The sequence below is a fragment of the Sphingobacterium sp. FBM7-1 genome, from assembly GCF_020687765.1.
Classification (GTDB): domain Bacteria; phylum Bacteroidota; class Bacteroidia; order Sphingobacteriales; family Sphingobacteriaceae; genus Sphingobacterium.
In genome coordinates this window covers 533,294-551,151 of record NZ_JAJEWJ010000001.1, presented here as the reverse complement: position 1 = coordinate 551,151, position 17,858 = coordinate 533,294, and the positions used below count along the sequence as shown (strand labels likewise).

Below are 17,858 nucleotides of genomic sequence, written 5' to 3'. Positions count from 1 at the left end.
TTATTCGTTCCCGAAAAAATTATGCCATCTCGCTATTTCTTGTCAGAATGTCCTAAATCTTTCTGTGGGTTAACCACGTCGCGAATTAACTGCTTAAGCTCTTTAATTTCTGGAAACCGGCCCGCTACTTTTCTGTCAAATATAACATGTCCGTCAATGGTTACCGAGAATCGACCGCTTATTTCGCTAGGAACGAGCGTAACCCCATAAATATCATCTACAAACGTAGTCAATAATTCTTGAGCCATGTAAGCAGACCGGAGCATCCAACCGCATTTGGGGCAATATACAATGGTAATAGTGGGCTTCATATCGTGTGAAATTATCCTGTTTGAAAATAAATATAGTTTTTTCTTGGATATATGCAAAGTAGTTTCTAAATTAGTAGTTCATAATTCAGACCGCTAGAGCATGGCGGTAGTTATAATTGGTTTTACAAAGGTTTCTACTCGCCCGGGTAGAAACCTTTATTTTTAGTCAATTATTTTTTTTAATTTTACCGCTACTTTTTGTTAATGCTTGTCATAAAAATTAGGAGAAAATTTTGGATTATTTAGCAGGATTAAACCCTTCGCAACGGGCAGCGGTGGAACAGACGGAAGGGCCAGTCATGATTGTTGCCGGTGCGGGTTCGGGAAAGACGCGCGTCATTACGTTTCGGGTGGCGCATTTGATTCGCAAGGGGGTAGACCCATTTAATATTTTGGTGCTGACATTTACCAACAAAGCGGCAAAAGAAATGCGGGAGCGTATCACGAGTGTCGTGGGGAAGGAAGCAAAAAATATATGGATGGGAACATTCCACTCCGTGTTTGCCCGTATTCTGCGGGTAGAAGCGGAACTTATCGGTTATCCCAAAAATTTCACGATATATGATACAGATGATACAAAAAGCTTGATTCGCGCCATTCTCAAGGAGATGAATCTAGATGATAAGCTGTATAATGCTAATCACGTATATGGGCGGATATCTTCTGCCAAGAACAACCTGATCTCACCGCAGGAATATAATAAGAACGAGGCGATTATGGCGGAGGACATTGCCAATGGTCGTCCGCAAATGGGACAGATCTACATGACCTATGCACAACGTTGTTACCGAGCGGGAGCGATGGATTTTGATGATCTTTTGTTTAAGACCAACGTATTATTAAATAAATACCCAGAAGTTCTGCACAAATACCAGCACCAGTTTAAATACCTGATGGTAGATGAGTATCAGGATACCAACTTTTCGCAATACCTTATTGTAAAACGATTAGCAGCGGTTAACGAAAACATTTGTGTCGTGGGAGATGATGCGCAAAGTATTTATGCGTTTCGGGGAGCGAATATTCAGAATATTCTGAACTTCCAAAAGGATTATCCAGATGTGCGAGTTTTTAAATTGGAGCAGAACTACCGTTCTACCCAAATGATCGTCAATGCGGCGAACAGTGTGATTGCAAAAAACGAGAACCAGCTGGAGAAGAATGTTTTCTCCGAAAACGAAGAAGGCGAGAAAATAAAGGTCGTCCGTGCCTTTTCGGATAATGAAGAGGGAAAAATTGTGGCCGAAGCGATTAGCCAAGAACGCATGCTAAAAGATCTTCGTTACAAAGATTTCGCTATTTTGTATCGGACCAACGCACAGTCCCGTGCCATGGAGGAGGCGTTACGTAAAATTAACGTGCCTTATAAACTATATGGAGGTACGTCTTTCTATCAACGCAAGGAAATTAAAGATCTAATTGCCTATTTTCGACTGACATTCAATCCGAATGACGAAGAAGCGTTAAAAAGGGTTATCAACTATCCCCGTAGAGGAATAGGGGATACGTCGTTGGAACGTATTTTGGTAGCCGCAGACCAACATCAATATCCATTGTGGGATGTTGTGGCCAATGCATCGCAGTTTTTGGATGGCCGAAGTGCCAATGCCGTGGGTAATTTCGGTCTGATGATCCAAAGTTTCCAGGCGGTAGCAAAAACGAATTCCGCTTTTGAGACCGCTATGCATATTGCGCAACATTCGGGCATCTTAAAAGATCTTTATGAGGATAAGTCGGTCGAAGGCCTGAGTCGCTACGAGAATATTCAAGAACTGTTAAACGGTATCAAGGAGTTTTCCGAACGTGAAGATATCGAAGAGCGTGGTCTGGATATCTTTATGCAGGATATCGCCTTGCTGACGAACGATGATAAGGATAAAGACCCCAACGCCGATACCGTATCCTTAATGACCATACATGCATCGAAGGGCTTAGAGTTTCCGGTCGTTTTTATCGTCGGTTTAGAAGAAAACCTGTTCCCTTCGCAGCTGGCACTTAATTCCCGATCGGAGCTAGAGGAAGAAAGACGTCTGTTTTATGTTGCAGTGACGCGTGCAGAAAAAAAGCTACATCTGTCTTATGCGACATCCCGTTATCGCTGGGGTACACTCAATAACTGTGAGCCAAGTCGTTTCTTAGATGAGCTTAATCCAGCCTGTTTAGAACTCGATTTTAAAACGCGCAGCGGTGGATTCGATACGAGTGGTAGTTTCCAGTCCGAACGTGTGGCTTGGAAACAGAAAGATAGTGAATCGTTTTCGAAGCCTAAGCCGAAAGTGGTCAAAACGACCACCATATTGCCCAAAGCACACGTGCCTACAGCAGGTTTTGCGCCTTCAGATACTTCTTCCTTACAGGTGGGGATGGAAGTGGAACACGAACGGTTTGGTTTTGGGAAGGTGGTAAGCCTAGAAGGTAACCGACCGGATATGAAAGCAACTATTTTTTTTAAAGAGTTGGGACAGAAACAATTGTTGCTTAAATTTGCAAAACTTAGAATAGTATAATAATCAGACAAAACAATAAAATACGCTTATATAACGTTTTCTAAGCGTAAAATTACACTTTATGGATTTCGACTACAACAGTACACGGCCAAAATTGATTTTGGCAGAATATGGAAGAAATGTGCAAAATATGGTAGAATATATATGCACACTTCCGACGAAAGAGGAAAGAAACCGATATGCACAGGTCGTTATTGATATGATGGGTGTATTGAATCCGCATTTGCGGGATGTCTCCGATTTTAAACACAAATTATGGGATCACCTACAGATCATCTCCGATTTTAAGATTGATGTGGATTCCCCTTATCCTATTCCTTCACGTGATGCGATTCATAAGAAGCCTGATCTGTTGGAATATCCGCAACATCGTATACGTTATAAACATTATGGACATACGGTTGAGCGTATGATCGAAAAAGCGTTGGCCATGTCTACGCCGGAGAACAGAGAACGTATGGCCTTATCTATAGCCAACTTCATGAAGATGGCTTACATGACTTGGAATAAGGACACCGTACAGGATGAACACATTATCCAAAATTTGGCAGAGCTTTCCGACGGACAGTTGGTTTTGCCCGCCGATACGGTGTTGACTAAACTAGATTTTAAAACGCCGCCTCCGGGAAGCCGGACGAAGGGCGGTGGAACGGCGACTAATAATAACAATAACCAAAAAAATAACCAGAAGAGCGGTGCTAAAAAGGTTATGGTTAAGAAAAAAATTGGACCCAAAAAAGGTTCGTTTAGGAAATAGGCTTGTTTTACCTGTTTAATATAGGAGGGCAATTGTGTGGCGGAAATCGTTATTCAGTTGCTCTCTGCATTTTGTAGCGGACTTCTTCGATCGCCATTTGCTGGGTATTATCCTTGCCTAGCGGCTGGTTCGGTGAAGGTAGGGTTTACGGACCAAAGCTATCTGTTTTTTACTATTAAATAATACGATAATAAAAGTATGAGCGCATTTGAAATAATCGGTGGAAAGAAATTAAAAGGAGAGATCATTCCTCAGGGAGCAAAAAACGAAGCATTACAGATCTTGTCTGCCGTGTTGCTCACCGAAGAAAAAGTAGAGATTAGCAATATCCCGGATATCAAAGATGTGAATAAACTGATCGATCTTTTAGCAGCATTGGGCGTTTCTGTAAACCGGATTAATAAAGACACGTATTCCTTTGAGGCGAAAGATATTCGTATAGATTATTTCCAGTCAGAAGAATTTAAGCATAAAGGTGGCGGATTGCGCGGGTCGATCATGATCGTAGGACCTTTGTTGGCGCGCTTTGGAAAGGCGGCTATCCCCAAGCCGGGAGGAGATAAGATCGGGAGGCGCCGATTGGATACACATTTTCTCGGCTTCGAGAAATTAGGTGCCAAATTCGTGTACGATGCCGAGCAGAATTTTTTTAACGTGGATGCATCCGCGTTAAAAGGTACTTATATTTTGATGGACGAAGCTTCGGTAACCGGTACGGCCAATATTGTTATGGCGGCTGTGTTGGCGGAAGGAGTTACGACCATTTATAACGCGGCTTGTGAACCTTATTTACAACAGTTATGTAAGATGTTGAACCGCATGGGAGCTAAAATATCCGGGATTGGATCGAACCTCTTGACGATAGAAGGGGTAGAGCGTCTAGGGGGGACGACCCATCGCATGTTGCCGGATATGATTGAGATTGGTTCTTTTATCGGTTTGGCTGCGATGACGGGGTCAGAAATCACGATCAAAAATGTATGTTTTTCTGAGTTAGGTATAATTCCTACGGTATTTAGAAAACTGGGGATTCAGTTTGAATTGCGTGGAGATGATATTTTTATTCCAGAACAGGACTCCTACGAAATAGAAACCTTTATCGACGGCTCTATATTAACGGTTGCAGACGCACCATGGCCGGGCTTTACACCGGATTTGCTAAGTATTGTGCTGGTAACTGCTATTCAAGCAAAAGGTAACGTATTGATCCATCAAAAAATGTTTGAAAGCCGGTTGTTTTTTGTCGATAAATTAATTGATATGGGGGCGCAGATTATTCTCTGTGATCCGCACCGGGCCACCGTCATCGGGCTAAACAAACAGGTGAAATTAAGAGGTATTGAAATGACCTCGCCTGACATCCGCGCAGGGGTTTCTCTCTTAATAGCCGCACTTTCTGCTCAAGGCAAGTCTATTATATACAATATAGATCAGATCGAGCGCGGATATCAGGACATAGAAGAACGGCTCCGTGCGCTAGGTGCTGATATGCGAAGAATAGAAGTTTCATCCCATTCATAAGGGAGCGCGTTTCGTAAGAATTTTACACCCTGCTGGAAGGCGAAGTATTTAAAATCCTGCCCAATTTTAGAGTTTATCTAAAAATTGGGCAGGATTTTATCATAATAGATAGGGTTGTTTTTAGGAACGCTTTAGGTAGTCTGTGTATTTTGTTTTATTTAATAAAATTCTATTTCTGCTGTTGTTTTTATAATTTTTATATTATTTCATTATTTTTTATTCAATAAAAATGAATATTATGTATAATTTTCATATTATTGCGTTATAAAAATTGTGAAACATGTCTATTTATCAAAAAAAATCGTTTTTACCATTCCTTTTAATGGTTGTTTTGGTGGTTATTGCTTTTTTTAACCCCGCTTTGCCTACTTCGTCATCAGCATATGAATACGATCCCGCCGATGTGGCGTGGATGTTAACTTCAACCGCTCTTGTTTTAATCATGACGCCTGGTCTGGCGTATTTTTATGGTGGGATGGTTAAGAAAAGAAATGTCATTTCAACCATGCTCCAAAGTTTTATATGTATGGCGGTCGTAGCCGTTATGTGGTTTGCTTTCGGTTTCAGTCTGGTTTTCGGAGATTCTATCGGCGGAGTCATTGGAAATCCGATGACTTTTTTTATGTTTAACGGGGTTGCTGATCATGCGCCTTGGGATGGCGCGCCTACAATTCCGTTCATTTTGTTTGCGATGTTTCAACTGAAGTTTGCCATTATCACACCGGCGCTAATTACAGGTGCCTTTGCAGAGCGTATCCGGTTTACGTCCTATATTCTCTTTATTTGCTTGTTTTTTATATTTATTTACGCGCCTTTGGCACACGCTACTTGGCATCCCGACGGGGTTTTACTTCAAATGGGTGTTTTAGATTTTGCAGGTGGAACGGTTGTCCATATGTCTGCGGGTCTAACGGCGTTGGCATCTGCTATTTACCTGAAGCAAGGTAAAACAGCGAAAGAACATACGCCTGCTCGTATTACATATGTATTATTAGGTACCGGCTTATTGTGGTTTGGCTGGTTTGGTTTTAACGCCGGTTCGGCATTTGCAGCGGATGCATTGGCAGCGACGGCTATGGCCACAACGACCGCGGCATCAGGAGCGGCAGCCGTAATGTACATCTTATTCGACGCCGCACGCGGGATCAAACCTTCTGCCATGGGCACTTGTATTGGCGTGGTCGTCGGGCTGGTAGCCATTACGCCTGCGGCTGGTTTTGTTAGCATTCCTCATTCTATTGTTATTGGCGCGGTAGCAGCTATTGTAAGTCGGTTGTTGATCGACTGGCGTACCAAGTCTACGATCGATGATACGTTAGATGTATTCCCGAGTCATGGTGTAGGAGGAATGGTCGGTATGGTGTTAACCGGGGTGTTTGCCCATTCTGCGATCAACGGCGCGGTGGAATCAAATGGTCTGTATTATGGGGAAACGGATCTGTTTTTTGCGCACATCATTGGTCTGATAGGGAGTATGGTATTTATTTTAATCATGGCGTTTCTGCTTTTAAAGATAACCGATACCATCACTCCTTTACGTGTCACGGAACAGGAAGAGGAAGAAGGATTGGATTTATCGCAACACGGTGAAAGGCTTTCGTATGATGCTAATAATTGATAGAAATTAGTGAAAATAAGATGGCAGAAAGTTTAGATTTGCTTTATGAAGAGGTGAAGACGTATGTCAGGGCGCACTATGGAGAGAAAGATTTAAACCGTTTGGGTATCGCTAAGGCATTTGGATGTTCTACCAGACAGCTTAGTCGGGCTTTTGAAGGTCGGCCAGAGACGCTACACGCTTGGATAATAAAAATCCGATTGCTGGCAGGTCACAATCTGTTGATGAACGAACCGAAACTATCCATACGGGAAGTGGCACGTCGGTTGCATTTTCATGATGACAAGCATTTTAAACGTGCCTATAAAAAGCAATTTGGTTACCTGCCCCGGCAATCGTAAATCATCGGGGTCAGGTAAAAAAATTGTTATCCACAAAGATTAAAGTCGGTTCGTGTTAACCGACTTTATTTTTGGATTAGGAACAATTTGTTGGTGAATACCTATAATCGCTCAGCACTTACGGACTTTATTTTCAGATTAAGAATAATTGGTTGGGGAATAAAAATCATTGGTTCGTGCTTTTGAACGCTGTTTTCAGATTAAGAATGATTGGTTGGGGAATAAAGATCATTGGTTAGTGCTTTTGAACGCTGTTTCCAGATTAAGAATGATTGGTTGGGGAATAAAGATCATTGGTTAGTGCTTTTGAACGCTATTTTCAGATTAAGAATGATTTGTTGGTGAAAAAGACTTTTCTTATTTCGAAAAAACGGGCAATAAAACGGTGTCTAAATGGTCTTTAAGGCGGTTTTTTGAGTTAAAACGAGCTGCCTGCGTGGGGTATATTTTCGCCAAATAAAACGGATTCTGAACGTTCATCATATTGGATATAGCTATTTAACGCTTATTGCCTGTCAGATACTGGTTTCAGCGAAACCCCTATGGCTGGAGCGGAAAGCTCTCGCCAGCCAGGTGATGCGTTTTTTATATCAATATCTGCTTTAAAAAAATTATCTTTGCCAATTAGAATATTGGATAAGGACCTGTATGAAGCATATACGTAATTTTTGTATTATCGCCCATATCGACCACGGGAAGAGCACATTGGCCGATCGCCTGTTGGAGTTTACGAACACCATTACACAACGGGAGGCTCAAGCACAACTGTTGGACAGTATGGATTTAGAGCGTGAACGTGGGATAACGATTAAATCGCACGCCATTCAAATGGAATACACCCAAGATGGCGAGCAATATATTTTGAATTTGATTGATACGCCCGGGCACGTCGATTTCTCCTACGAAGTCTCGCGTTCTATCGCGGCCTGTGAGGGAGCGCTGTTAATCGTGGATGCTTCGCAAGGTATTCAAGCACAGACCATATCGAATTTATATCTAGCGCTGGAGCATGATCTGGAGATTATTCCAATTCTTAATAAAATGGATTTGCCGGGCGCTATGCCTGAAGAGGTTAAAGATCAGATTATTGAGTTGATCGGCGGTAAGCGCGAAGAGATTATACCAGCTTCGGGTAAAACTGGAATGGGTGTACCCGATATTTTAAGGGCCATTGTGGAGCGCGTTCCGCATCCGGTCGGCGATCCGACAGCCCCTTTACAAGCCTTGATTTTTGACTCTGTCTTTAACTCTTTTAGGGGAATCATGGCCTATTTTAAAGTAGAAAATGGGGAAATTCGCAAGGGTGATAAAGTGAAGTTCGTGGCAACTGGAAAGGAGTATAATGCGGATGAAGTCGGTACGCTTAAATTGAACCAAGTAGCGAAGGATGTTATTAAAACCGGCGATGTAGGGTATATTATATCCGGTATCAAGGAGGCGCGTGAGGTAAAGGTTGGAGACACGATTACACATCGCGAGCGTCCTTGCGCACAAGCGATTCAAGGGTTCGAAGAGGTTAAGCCGATGGTATTCGCGGGGATTTATCCGGTGGATACGGAAGATTATGAAGAGCTTCGCGAATCCATGCACCGTTTGCAGCTCAATGATGCGTCCCTGGTTTTTGAACCGGAATCGTCTGCCGCTTTAGGATTTGGTTTCCGCTGTGGGTTCTTGGGGATGCTCCATATGGAGATTATCCAAGAGCGTTTGGAGCGCGAGTTCAACATGACGGTTATTACCACTGTACCTAACGTGTCTTACCGTGCTTTTTTAACAAAGGATCAATCAGAAGTTGTTGTACATAATCCATCTGATTTACCCGATCCAAGTAAATTGGATTTCATCGAAGAGCCGTATATTAAAGCAAACGTGATCACGAAAGCGGATTTCGTGGGAGCGGTCATGTCGTTGTGTATTCAAAAACGCGGTACCATCACTAATCAGTCTTATCTAACATCTGACCGGGTGGAACTGACCTTTGAGATGCCGATGGGGGAGATCGTTTTTGATTTCTACGATAAATTGAAGACAATTTCTAAAGGGTATGCATCGTTCGATTATCAGCAGATTGGGTATCGCCAATCGGATCTCGTAAAGTTAGATATCCGCTTGAATGATGAGCCCGTAGATGCTTTGTCATCCCTGATCCATCGAAGCAATGCGTATGATTTTGGAAAGAAGATCTGTGAGAAATTAAAAGAACTCTTACCACGCCAGCAGTTTGAAATTCGTATACAGGCCTCCATCGGTGCTAAGATTATTGCGCGCGAAACGATTTCGGCTTTGCGTAAAGACGTAACAGCAAAATGTTACGGAGGGGATATCTCGCGTAAGCGTAAGTTATTGGAGAAGCAGAAAAAAGGGAAAAAGAGAATGCGCCAGGTAGGAAATGTGGAGATTCCGCAGTCTGCATTTATGGCGGTTTTGAAATTGGATTAGGGGTTATCGGATAACAAATATACAGCATGAATATTTTAGACGGAAAGCTGGTTTCAGCAAAAATTAAGGAAGATATAAAAAAGGAGGCTGCGGCATTTACAGCGCAGTCTGGACGTAAACCTCATTTAGTAGCTATTCTTGTCGGAAACGACGGAGGTAGTGAAACGTATGTCGCCAGTAAAATGCGTAATTGTGAACTGGTTGGATTTGAATCGACTAATATCCGTTACGATGTAGACGTTACAGAGGATGAATTGCTTGCTAAAATCCAGGAAATAAACGGCGATGCGAATATAGACGGCTTAATTGTGCAGTTGCCACTGCCTAAGCATATCGATCCGGAAAGGGTTACCGAAGCCATTGATTACCGGAAAGATGTAGATGGTTTTCATCCGATTAATCTGGGAAGAATGCAACGTAATTTACCATGTTTCATCCCTGCAACACCTTATGGCATCATGCTTATGCTGGAATATTATGGCATCGAAACCGCCGGTAAGAAAGCCGTGATCGTGGGGCGGAGTAACATCGTTGGGTCGCCGATGAGTATCTTGCTTGCTCGGAACAGTAATCCGGGGAATTGTACGGTGACGGTCACCCACAGCCGCACGGCGAATCTAAAGGAAGAAGTACAGGCTGCTGATATCGTTGTAGCTGCGATTGGACGGAAACACTTTGTAACCGCCGATATGGTAAAAGATGGGGCGGTTGTGATCGATGTGGGGATCAATAGAGAGGAGTCTACAGAAACAAAATCAGGCTTTAAACTATATGGCGATGTGGATTATGACGCGGTGTCGAAAAAGGCTTCTTGGATTACGCCTGTCCCAGGGGGAGTCGGATTGATGACGATTGTCGGTCTATTGAAAAATACGTTAGAAGCTGCTAAGGGCACGGTCTATTCGAAATAGGATTAATCTATTTGGTATAGTAATTGTTTAAATAGTATTAACTAGGTAAAACTTAAATAGATTAATAAGATGAAAAAATTAATGTTAATGGCGGCCGTTGCAGGCACGATCGTGGCTGCATCGTGTAATAACAGTGCTAAGCACAACGATACGGAAACGGAGATTACGGCGGAAGAAAGATTAGACGACGCACATGATTCGTTGCAAGTAGCGTTGGACAAAGCAGAAGAGCAAGTGAACCAAGCCAAAGCAGATTTGGATGCGGCGATTGAGCGCGGCGATAAAGCTGCGGAGGAACGTGCGCGCGAATCGTATAACGAAGCGAACACGCTATGGGATAAAACCAAAGCAACTGCCCGTGACGCAGGGATGAAGATAGAAGAGGGTGCGAACAAGGCGGTGGATGCCACAAAAGATGCGGCCAAAGCTACCGGTAATGCACTCGATAGGGCATATGACAAAACGGTTGATGCTACAAAAAATGCGGCTGACGCTACGGGAAAGGCGATCGATAATGCGGTGAAAAAGACCGGAGAGACCGCAAATAAAGTGGCTGATGATGCCGAAAAAAAGATGGAAGATTTAAAAAAACGTAACGATTAAGCTGTTTACGCGATCATTCAGTTAAATATTTTTGAGCCTCCTGAATCCCAGGAGGCTTTTTTATAAATTGCTCGATATGGACATGGAAATAAAGAAGAAAGTCATCCAGCATTGTTTGGACAGGGTAGACAAACGTTCGGCTGAAATTATGAAAGCCATTCAGCAGGCGGAGGAAGCCATACAAGGTGAAACTAAAAGTAGCGCGGGTGATAAATACGAGACATCTCGTGAAATGATTCAGCAGGATTTAGATCGATACCATAAGCAGCTGGTCCAGGTCAAAAAGGATCGTATTGTATTGCAAAAGATCGAGCTAACAGCGCGCGAGGAGATAGGTCTTGGCGCTATCGTTCTGACGGACCACATAACGTATTTCATCGCGGTGAGTTTAGGGCAACAAGCCATAGAGGGAATAAATATGATGGTTATTTCGCCTTCTTCACCTATAGGCGGCTTGTTGCTCGGGAACAAGGTGGGCGAGCATATACGGTTTAACGGAACGACGCAAACTATACAAGCAATTCATTAAAAGGATGGTAGAAAGATGACTTAAAACAATCAGGTCTCCTTGGGTGTTTTGTTAATACATAGCCCTAAACTATCCGCCGATGTTTAGGGTAATACAAAACAATAACTTTATAGATATGACACTATTAAACAAATATAGACCCCTTATTGCTGCTGTGGATGAATTGATCCCAACGGGTGTGGAAGTTATGGAACAAAATAGTGTGTTGATTTTCAGGGGTATTGCACCCAATGGGGAAGTGAAAAATAAGCTATGGGATCTATATAGTCAAATCGATCCAAACTTTATTTCTGGAGAAGTTATTCTGGACATCCAAGTCGCACCTGCTGTAAAGGGCTGTAAAGCCAAATTGATTGTCGATAGTCCGACACTTACTATTCGCAAGGGACCTGGCGTAGAACTACCTATTATCGATACGCTCGGGAGTGACGAAATGGTCACGGTGTTATGTCGTGCAAACGTTTACTGGTGGCTTATACGTGTCAACGATAAGGAGGGATATTGTTATGCAGAGAATATTGACTTGCACAAGGAATAGTATACTTTATTATTGAAACTAACTAAATATATCTTCGAAGCGGAACGTTTCTTTTAGCCGAATGCCTTTTTCGGTATGTTGTAAGGTACAGCAGGCGTTTGCTGGGTCGTGGCCGAGAAACAGGATATAATCATTATCGACTATTTCTTGCCAATAATCTTGACGTTCGTCCATGGTGGTCAGGGGGCGAACATCGTAGCCCATGACATAAGGAAGTGGGATATGTCCGACTGTGGGTAGCAAATCGGCCGTATATAAAAGGGTTTTCCCCTGATAACGAATTTGAGGCAGCATCATCGCTTCGGTATGTCCGTATGCATAACGAATGTCAATGTTCGGAGAAAAGGATTCGCCTTCTGTTATAAAGTGCAATTGTCCGCTTTCCTGTATGGGCAGGATATTCTCCCGGAGAAAGGTAGCTTTTTCGCGAGGGTTGGGGTTTACCGCCCATTCCCAATGTTTTTCGTTGCTCCAAAAACGTGCATTTTTAAATGCAGGTACCAGCCGATCGTCTTCTCGTTTTATTGCTCCACCGCAATGGTCGAAATGGAGGTGCGTGAGGATAATGTCGGTAATATCGTCTCGATGGAAGCCGTGTTTGGCCAAGGATCGATCTAAGCTAGCGTCTCCGTGTAGATAATAATGGCTAAAAAATTTATCGTCTTGTTTATCGCCAATCGCTGTATCAATCAAAATTAATTGTTTGCCATCCTCTATGAGCAACAGTCGATTGGTCAAGGTACAGAGATTACGCTCATCGGCCGGATTAGTACGTTGCCACAGGGATTTAGGCACTACGCCAAACATAGCGCCACCGTCCAACTTAAAGAATTCCGTCTCAATGCTGTATAATTTCATATTTACCTTTTTCTTTGAAAACTATATAAAAATAGGAAATTCGGTCGGCATCCCTGTATTTTATCTTTTATAAATTGTTTTTGGCTATATAAAGACGATTAGAAAACAATTGTCATCTAGCGAAAAAAGATTTATCTTTACTGATGACCGGTAACGTATCGGATATTGACCGAATATGAGAAACATAAGCAAGTCTAGTGAGAAAAGCACGGAAGACGAAGACGCTTCTGCAAGAATGAAGGCGGACGAAAGCAGTTCTATTGATTTATTGAATCAACTACAGGAAAGCGAATCAAAACTTCGGTTGGCCATTGATTCGACCGAGCAAAATACTTTGTTCGCAGCGATTATTGCATCTTCCAATGATGCGATTGTGGCTAAGACATTGGAAGGAAGAATAATGACCTGGAATAACGCTGCGCAGAAGTTGTTTGGCTATATGGCAGAAGAAATTATCGGGAAGTCTATCATGACCATCATTCCCAAAGATAGGACGGATGAGGAACTTTATATCTTATCCAAATTACGAAATGGCGAAACGGTTGAACATTACGAAACTAATCGACTGACCAAGACGGGACTGCAAATAGATGTATCGCTCACGATATCGCCTATAAAGGATCACTCGGGACGAGTCATCGGGATTTCGAAAATTGCACGTGATATTACGGAGAAAAAGCAGGAAGAAAAGCGCAAGAACGATTTTGTGGCCATGGTAAGTCATGAACTCAAAACTCCGTTAACATCGATGTTGTTATATGCGCAACTTTTAGTTAGAAAATCGAGTACGGTCGAAGATACGGCTTTTCTTAACATGAGCACGAAGATGGAAGCGTATGTAAAACGGATGATTTCCATGATCGTCGATTATTTGGGGCTGTCACGCATTGAGGAAGGGAATATTGATTTAAATAGAACACATTTTGACCTGAGACTATTAGCGGAGGAGGTCATGGAGGAAGCGGGATTGATTAGTGCTAAGCACCAACTGCAAATTGTAGGTTGTGAGGGGGGGCAGCTTTATGCAGATATAGAGAAAATGCGTCAAGTGCTCATCAACCTTGTCAGTAATGCGGTGAAATATTCGCCTGCTGGAGGGGTAGTTACTTTAGGTTGTGAATGTATGTCGGGCAAAGTACGGATCTATGTAAAGGATGAAGGAATGGGGATTACGGCTGTCGATCAAGCTAAATTATTCCAACGATTCTATCGGGTAAAGGATGAACAGAACAAAAATATATCGGGATTTGGGATAGGCTTATATCTGGTTTCCGAGTTATTGCGTTTGCACGGGAGCGAGATTGTGGTAGATAGTGTAATAGGAGAGGGATCCACGTTCTATTTCTATTTGGATATGGATAACTAGTTCTCATCCCGCTTTAAAATAAAAAAGCCACTGGTGTTCAGTGGCTTTGTCGGGTTGGCGGGATTCGAACCCACGACCTCCAGCACCCCATGCTGGCGCGATACCTGGCTACGCTACAACCCGTGATGGAAGCGCAAATATAATAAAAAAACGATATTTCGGAAATCTATTCAAAAAAGTCTTTTTTTATTAAAAAATTTCCGCTATAAAATTACCGGTTTGGTCAATAATATCCTTTTTATCAAGGATTTCCTGTAAGTTGATTTCGCCGATAACATAATGGAAGTCGGAACCATAGAAGCGTTCCGTGATTTGATTGAATTTCAGCTGATTTAAGGTGTTTTCGTGCTCATATCGAAAATATACCTGTAGGTTGTAATCATTGCTGTATGCAATTTGAGAAGCTTCTATATGTTTCTTGTATTCGTAACGGTATCCATAGCGTAACGCCGCAATGTCGGAAAGAACGGCAGAACCGGTCGGATGGCCTCCTGCGCCCTTACCATAAAAGAACTGTTCATCGGCAAATGCTGCTTTAACCAATACGCCGTTATTTTCGTTTTCGACGTTAAACAACATATTATCTGCATCGATAAGCCGAGGCAACACATACAGCACCACTTGATGTTGATTAATTTCTTTTGCTAAGGGTAGGAGTTTGATCTTGAGTCCTTTTTCTTTCGCAAAGCGTATGTCCTGATAGCCCAATTTATCAATACCGATGTTGAGGATATCGTCCGGGTTGACATAGATTCCGTAAGCATGCGAAGCGACAATAGCTAGTTTGTATTTGGCGTCGAAACCGCCGACGTCTAATGTTGGATCACTTTCCGCGAAGCCTAGTTCCTGAGCCTGTTTCAATGCCTCCTCGTAAGGCTTATTTTCATTGAAAATCTTTGATAGGATGTAATTAGAAGAGCCGTTAAAAATCCCGGTTATGGCATAGAGCAGTTCGTTGTCATAGTATTCTTCCAAGTTACGGATAATAGGTATACTGCCGCATACTGCACCCTCGTATAACAAAGCAGTGCCGTATTCTTGTTGAATCTGTGTCAACTCTTCTAGATGTAGGGCGATCATCTTCTTGTTAGCAGAGACGACATTTTTACCCGATTTTAGTGCGCGTTTGGTTATCTCGAAAGCGGCGTCGGCATTATCAATAAGCTCCACGACGGTGTTAATTTCTGTATCGGACAAAATCTCTTCGGCATCGGTTGTGAATAAGTCTGCCGGTAAGGTTCTTTTTTTTGCGGCATTTTTTATTACGAATTTTTTGATTTCTAAATTTAGCTTTTTCGTTTTTATAATGTCGTATAATCCCTGTCCCACCACACCGAAACCAAACATACCAATGATTAATCTTTCACCCATCGTTATTGTACTATTATGTAGTTGCGTAAAGTATATATTTATAGGTCTAATCGTTTGCTATCAGGCGAATAGCATCGCAACCGGATATTTGAATTAGGTTAAGATTGATTTTATCCTATGCCTTCATTCAAATATCCGAAGCGACGATTTTTAGTGTTGAAAAAACACTTATTTTATTTTATCGAAAGCTTGTTGCAAGTCTGCTTTGATATCATCGACGTGTTCAATCCCCACGGAAATGCGTAGTTGGCCGGGGAATACGCCTGCACTTTTTTGTGCTTCTTCCGACAGTTGTTGATGGGTAGTGGCGGCGGGGTGGATGATCAATGTTTTGGCATCACCCACATTCGCTAAGTGGCTGATCAATTCCAATGCATCAATAAATTCATTGGCCTTTTCAGCACCGCCTTTGATCGTGAACGATAACACGGCACCGTATCCGTTTTTTAAATATTTTTGTGCTGCCAAATGGTTAGGATCACTTTTTAACCCGGGGAAGTTTACTTTTTCTACTTGCGGGTGAGCTTCCAGCCATTGTGCTATTTCTAATGCGTTGTCTACGTGACGCTGTACGCGTAAGGAGAGTGTTTCCAGTCCCTGTGTTAACAAGAATGAATTGAACGGAGAAAGTGCTGGTCCGAAGTCGCGCAAGCCTTCTACGCGTGCACGGATGGCAAATTGAATGTTGCCAAATGGTCCGTCTGGTCCAAACACATCCGAAAATACCAATCCGTGATAACCTTCAGATGGTTCGGAGAATTGTTTGAACTTGCCATTTCCCCAGTTATAGTTACCGCCGTCGATGATGATACCGCCTATACTCGTGCCATGGCCCCCAATCCATTTTGTTGCGGCTTCGACCACGACGTGTGCTCCGTGCTCCAAGGGCTTGAAAAGATAGCCTCCGGCGCCAAATGTATTGTCAACGATTAAGGGGAGGTCGTATTTCTGTGCCAAAGCGGAAATTTTCTCGAAATCTGGGATCGTATAGCTCGGATTACCTATTGTTTCGACGTAAAGTGCTTTTGTCTTATCATCGATTAACGGTTCCATATTTTCAGCTGTGCTACCTGTTGCAAATCGCGCTTCAATTCCCAGACGCTTAAACGATACTTTGAACTGGTTGTAGGTGCCGCCGTATAAGTCAGAACCGGTCACGAAGTTTTCGCCACTTTCAAGAATGTTGGTCAGTGCTAAGAACTGTGCCGCCATACCGGAAGATACTGCAACAGCTGCAACACCGCCTTCTAAAGCCGCCATACGCTTTTCAAAAGCGTCCGTAGTGGGGTTCATGATACGGGTGTAGATATTTCCGAATTGCTTTAATGCAAAAAGATTAGCACCGTGCTCCGCATTTTCAAAAACATACGAAGTCGTTTGATAAATCGGTAGCGCTCTGGAGCCTGTAGTTGGATCTACCTCTTGTCCGGCGTGGACTTGTAACGTTTCGAATTTTAGGTTTTTATTTGTTGACATAATTTAAAATATTTTAATGTAGTAAAGATAACGAATTAAATAGATATCCCGGTTGGGAATGACGTGGCCATTCAAAGCTTGTTGATGTGAATTTGAGCGACTAGCGCATTCGCATGGTTGTGCGAAAAGAATAACAAACGGCTATTACCGAAGAGAATAGGAGGGTGTTAGAAATTGTGAATGTAGATGCTTCCATTGTCTTAATCATTTATATTTTCCAAAACGGTATTGTTCTGGACAGGATTTGGCACCTTTTCAATTTTTACTTTGCTGGTTGCCAGTGGGTCATTGAGCCAGTCTCTCGCCACTTCTTTATAAACCAAGACCTAACAGGTTGTGAGGTGATGATTGATTTTCCCGGAGGAAAGTTTTTTGTGGTGCCAGCTGGATTCGAACCAGCGACACAAGGATTTTCAGTCCTTTGCTCTACCAACTGAGCTATGGCACCTTAAGTTTTTGATTGAAAACTGTTACTTTCAGTTTTTAGTGGTGGTGCCAGCTGGATTCGAACCAGCGACACAAGGATTTTCAGTCCTTTGCTCTACCAACTGAGCTATGGCACCTTCCGCAACCGCGTTTTTCCCTTGATTGCGTTGCAAATCTATATTCTTTTTTTGATATCTAAAACTTTTGTGTGGATTATTTTTTAAGTATTTTTCAAGTGGTTGATTCTTATAGAAATAAATTACACGAAATTAACACGGCAATGTTT

At 42.5% G+C, this 17,858-nt stretch carries 15 protein-coding genes, 3 tRNA genes and 1 riboswitch; of the genes, 11 read left to right on the top strand and 7 right to left on the bottom strand.

Annotation, left to right across the window (positions count from 1 at the left end; genetic code table 11):
- Positions 1-32: 32 nt before the first annotated feature.
- Complete coding sequence (locus LKO28_RS02690) at positions 33-311, bottom strand: SelT/SelW/SelH family protein (protein WP_227693140.1); 279 nt, start codon at positions 309-311, stop codon at positions 33-35.
- A 233-nt stretch (positions 312-544) separates the two neighbouring features.
- Between LKO28_RS02690 and LKO28_RS02685 the strand changes: the two genes are divergently transcribed.
- The 10 genes from LKO28_RS02685 to LKO28_RS02640 all read left to right on the top strand — a co-directional run bounded on the left by LKO28_RS02685 (position 545) and on the right by LKO28_RS02640 (position 12,075).
- The gene (locus tag LKO28_RS02685) at positions 545-2,818 is read left to right on the top strand and encodes an ATP-dependent helicase (protein ID WP_227693138.1); all 2,274 of its coding nucleotides are present in this window, start codon (positions 545-547) and stop codon (positions 2,816-2,818) included.
- A gap of 61 nt (positions 2,819-2,879) precedes the next feature.
- The gene (locus LKO28_RS02680) at positions 2,880-3,575 is read left to right on the top strand and encodes a DUF4290 domain-containing protein (RefSeq protein WP_227693136.1); all 696 of its coding nucleotides are present in this window, start codon (positions 2,880-2,882) and stop codon (positions 3,573-3,575) included.
- A 198-nt stretch (positions 3,576-3,773) separates the two neighbouring features.
- Complete coding sequence (gene murA / locus LKO28_RS02675; protein ID WP_227693134.1) at positions 3,774-5,096, top strand: UDP-N-acetylglucosamine 1-carboxyvinyltransferase; 1,323 nt, start codon at positions 3,774-3,776, stop codon at positions 5,094-5,096.
- A 280-nt stretch (positions 5,097-5,376) separates the two neighbouring features.
- Positions 5,377-6,714, top strand: coding sequence for an ammonium transporter (locus LKO28_RS02670; protein WP_227693132.1), 1,338 nt, complete (start codon positions 5,377-5,379; stop codon positions 6,712-6,714).
- 20 nt (positions 6,715-6,734) lie between these two features.
- Complete coding sequence (locus LKO28_RS02665; protein WP_227693131.1) at positions 6,735-7,055, top strand: helix-turn-helix domain-containing protein; 321 nt, start codon at positions 6,735-6,737, stop codon at positions 7,053-7,055.
- 648 nt (positions 7,056-7,703) lie between these two features.
- Positions 7,704-9,494, top strand: coding sequence for a translation elongation factor 4 (lepA, locus tag LKO28_RS02660; protein WP_227693129.1), 1,791 nt, complete (start codon positions 7,704-7,706; stop codon positions 9,492-9,494).
- A 26-nt stretch (positions 9,495-9,520) separates the two neighbouring features.
- Entirely contained in the window at positions 9,521-10,405 is an 885-nt protein-coding gene (locus LKO28_RS02655; RefSeq protein WP_227693125.1) for a bifunctional 5,10-methylenetetrahydrofolate dehydrogenase/5,10-methenyltetrahydrofolate cyclohydrolase, read from the top strand.
- Between the two features lie 69 nt (positions 10,406-10,474).
- Positions 10,475-11,008: a hypothetical protein gene (locus tag LKO28_RS02650; RefSeq protein WP_227693124.1), complete on the top strand. Its 534-nt coding sequence runs from the start codon at positions 10,475-10,477 to the stop codon at positions 11,006-11,008.
- Between the two features lie 76 nt (positions 11,009-11,084).
- Positions 11,085-11,537, top strand: a complete 453-nt coding sequence (locus tag LKO28_RS02645; protein WP_227693122.1) for a hypothetical protein — start codon at positions 11,085-11,087, stop codon at positions 11,535-11,537.
- A gap of 115 nt (positions 11,538-11,652) precedes the next feature.
- Entirely contained in the window at positions 11,653-12,075 is a 423-nt protein-coding gene (locus LKO28_RS02640) for an SH3 domain-containing protein (RefSeq protein WP_227693120.1), read from the top strand.
- An 18-nt stretch (positions 12,076-12,093) separates the two neighbouring features.
- Here the strand turns inward: LKO28_RS02640 and LKO28_RS02635 are convergent, their stop codons facing one another.
- On the bottom strand, positions 12,094-12,933 hold the full coding sequence (locus LKO28_RS02635; RefSeq protein ID WP_227693118.1) for an MBL fold metallo-hydrolase: 840 nt from the start codon (positions 12,931-12,933) through the stop codon (positions 12,094-12,096).
- A 175-nt stretch (positions 12,934-13,108) separates the two neighbouring features.
- On the opposite strand from LKO28_RS02635, the gene LKO28_RS02630 reads away from it, so the two are divergent.
- Positions 13,109-14,299: a sensor histidine kinase gene (locus tag LKO28_RS02630; RefSeq protein ID WP_227693116.1), complete on the top strand. Its 1,191-nt coding sequence runs from the start codon at positions 13,109-13,111 to the stop codon at positions 14,297-14,299.
- A gap of 49 nt (positions 14,300-14,348) precedes the next feature.
- On the opposite strand, the gene LKO28_RS02625 is transcribed toward LKO28_RS02630, so the two are convergent.
- The 5 genes from LKO28_RS02625 to LKO28_RS02605 all read right to left on the bottom strand — a co-directional run bounded on the left by LKO28_RS02625 (position 14,349) and on the right by LKO28_RS02605 (position 17,709).
- Positions 14,349-14,422, bottom strand: a tRNA-Pro gene (locus tag LKO28_RS02625).
- 66 nt (positions 14,423-14,488) lie between these two features.
- Positions 14,489-15,670 carry a homoserine dehydrogenase gene (locus LKO28_RS02620; RefSeq protein WP_227693110.1) on the bottom strand — a complete coding sequence of 394 codons (1,182 nt, stop codon included), beginning with the start codon at positions 15,668-15,670 and terminating at the stop codon, positions 14,489-14,491.
- A 168-nt stretch (positions 15,671-15,838) separates the two neighbouring features.
- Entirely contained in the window at positions 15,839-17,146 is a 1,308-nt protein-coding gene (locus tag LKO28_RS02615; protein ID WP_227693108.1) for an O-acetylhomoserine aminocarboxypropyltransferase/cysteine synthase family protein, read from the bottom strand.
- A 205-nt stretch (positions 17,147-17,351) separates the two neighbouring features.
- A riboswitch (SAM riboswitch) is annotated at positions 17,352-17,467 on the bottom strand.
- A 54-nt stretch (positions 17,468-17,521) separates the two neighbouring features.
- Positions 17,522-17,594: transfer RNA gene (locus tag LKO28_RS02610), tRNA-Phe, on the bottom strand.
- Between the two features lie 39 nt (positions 17,595-17,633).
- Positions 17,634-17,709: transfer RNA gene (locus LKO28_RS02605), tRNA-Phe, on the bottom strand.
- Positions 17,710-17,858 lie beyond the last annotated feature (149 nt).

Excerpts from the sequence above, each read along its gene's own strand:
- LKO28_RS02640 (WP_227693120.1), top strand. The coding sequence starts at position 11,653 with ATGACACTATTAAACAAATATAGACCCCTTATTGCTGCTGTGGATGAA.
- LKO28_RS02635 (WP_227693118.1), bottom strand. The coding sequence starts at position 12,933 with ATGAAATTATACAGCATTGAGACGGAATTCTTTAAGTTGGACGGTGGC.
- LKO28_RS02645 (WP_227693122.1), top strand. The coding sequence starts at position 11,085 with ATGGACATGGAAATAAAGAAGAAAGTCATCCAGCATTGTTTGGACAGG.
- murA (WP_227693134.1), top strand. The coding sequence starts at position 3,774 with ATGAGCGCATTTGAAATAATCGGTGGAAAGAAATTAAAAGGAGAGATC.
- LKO28_RS02665 (WP_227693131.1), top strand. The coding sequence starts at position 6,735 with ATGGCAGAAAGTTTAGATTTGCTTTATGAAGAGGTGAAGACGTATGTC.
- LKO28_RS02690 (WP_227693140.1), bottom strand. The coding sequence starts at position 311 with ATGAAGCCCACTATTACCATTGTATATTGCCCCAAATGCGGTTGGATG.
- LKO28_RS02680 (WP_227693136.1), top strand. The coding sequence starts at position 2,880 with ATGGATTTCGACTACAACAGTACACGGCCAAAATTGATTTTGGCAGAA.
- LKO28_RS02670 (WP_227693132.1), top strand. The coding sequence starts at position 5,377 with ATGTCTATTTATCAAAAAAAATCGTTTTTACCATTCCTTTTAATGGTT.
- LKO28_RS02650 (WP_227693124.1), top strand. The coding sequence starts at position 10,475 with ATGAAAAAATTAATGTTAATGGCGGCCGTTGCAGGCACGATCGTGGCT.
- LKO28_RS02630 (WP_227693116.1), top strand. The coding sequence starts at position 13,109 with ATGAGAAACATAAGCAAGTCTAGTGAGAAAAGCACGGAAGACGAAGAC.
- LKO28_RS02620 (WP_227693110.1), bottom strand. The coding sequence starts at position 15,670 with ATGGGTGAAAGATTAATCATTGGTATGTTTGGTTTCGGTGTGGTGGGA.
- LKO28_RS02655 (WP_227693125.1), top strand. The coding sequence starts at position 9,521 with ATGAATATTTTAGACGGAAAGCTGGTTTCAGCAAAAATTAAGGAAGAT.
- lepA (WP_227693129.1), top strand. The coding sequence starts at position 7,704 with ATGAAGCATATACGTAATTTTTGTATTATCGCCCATATCGACCACGGG.
- LKO28_RS02615 (WP_227693108.1), bottom strand. The coding sequence starts at position 17,146 with ATGTCAACAAATAAAAACCTAAAATTCGAAACGTTACAAGTCCACGCC.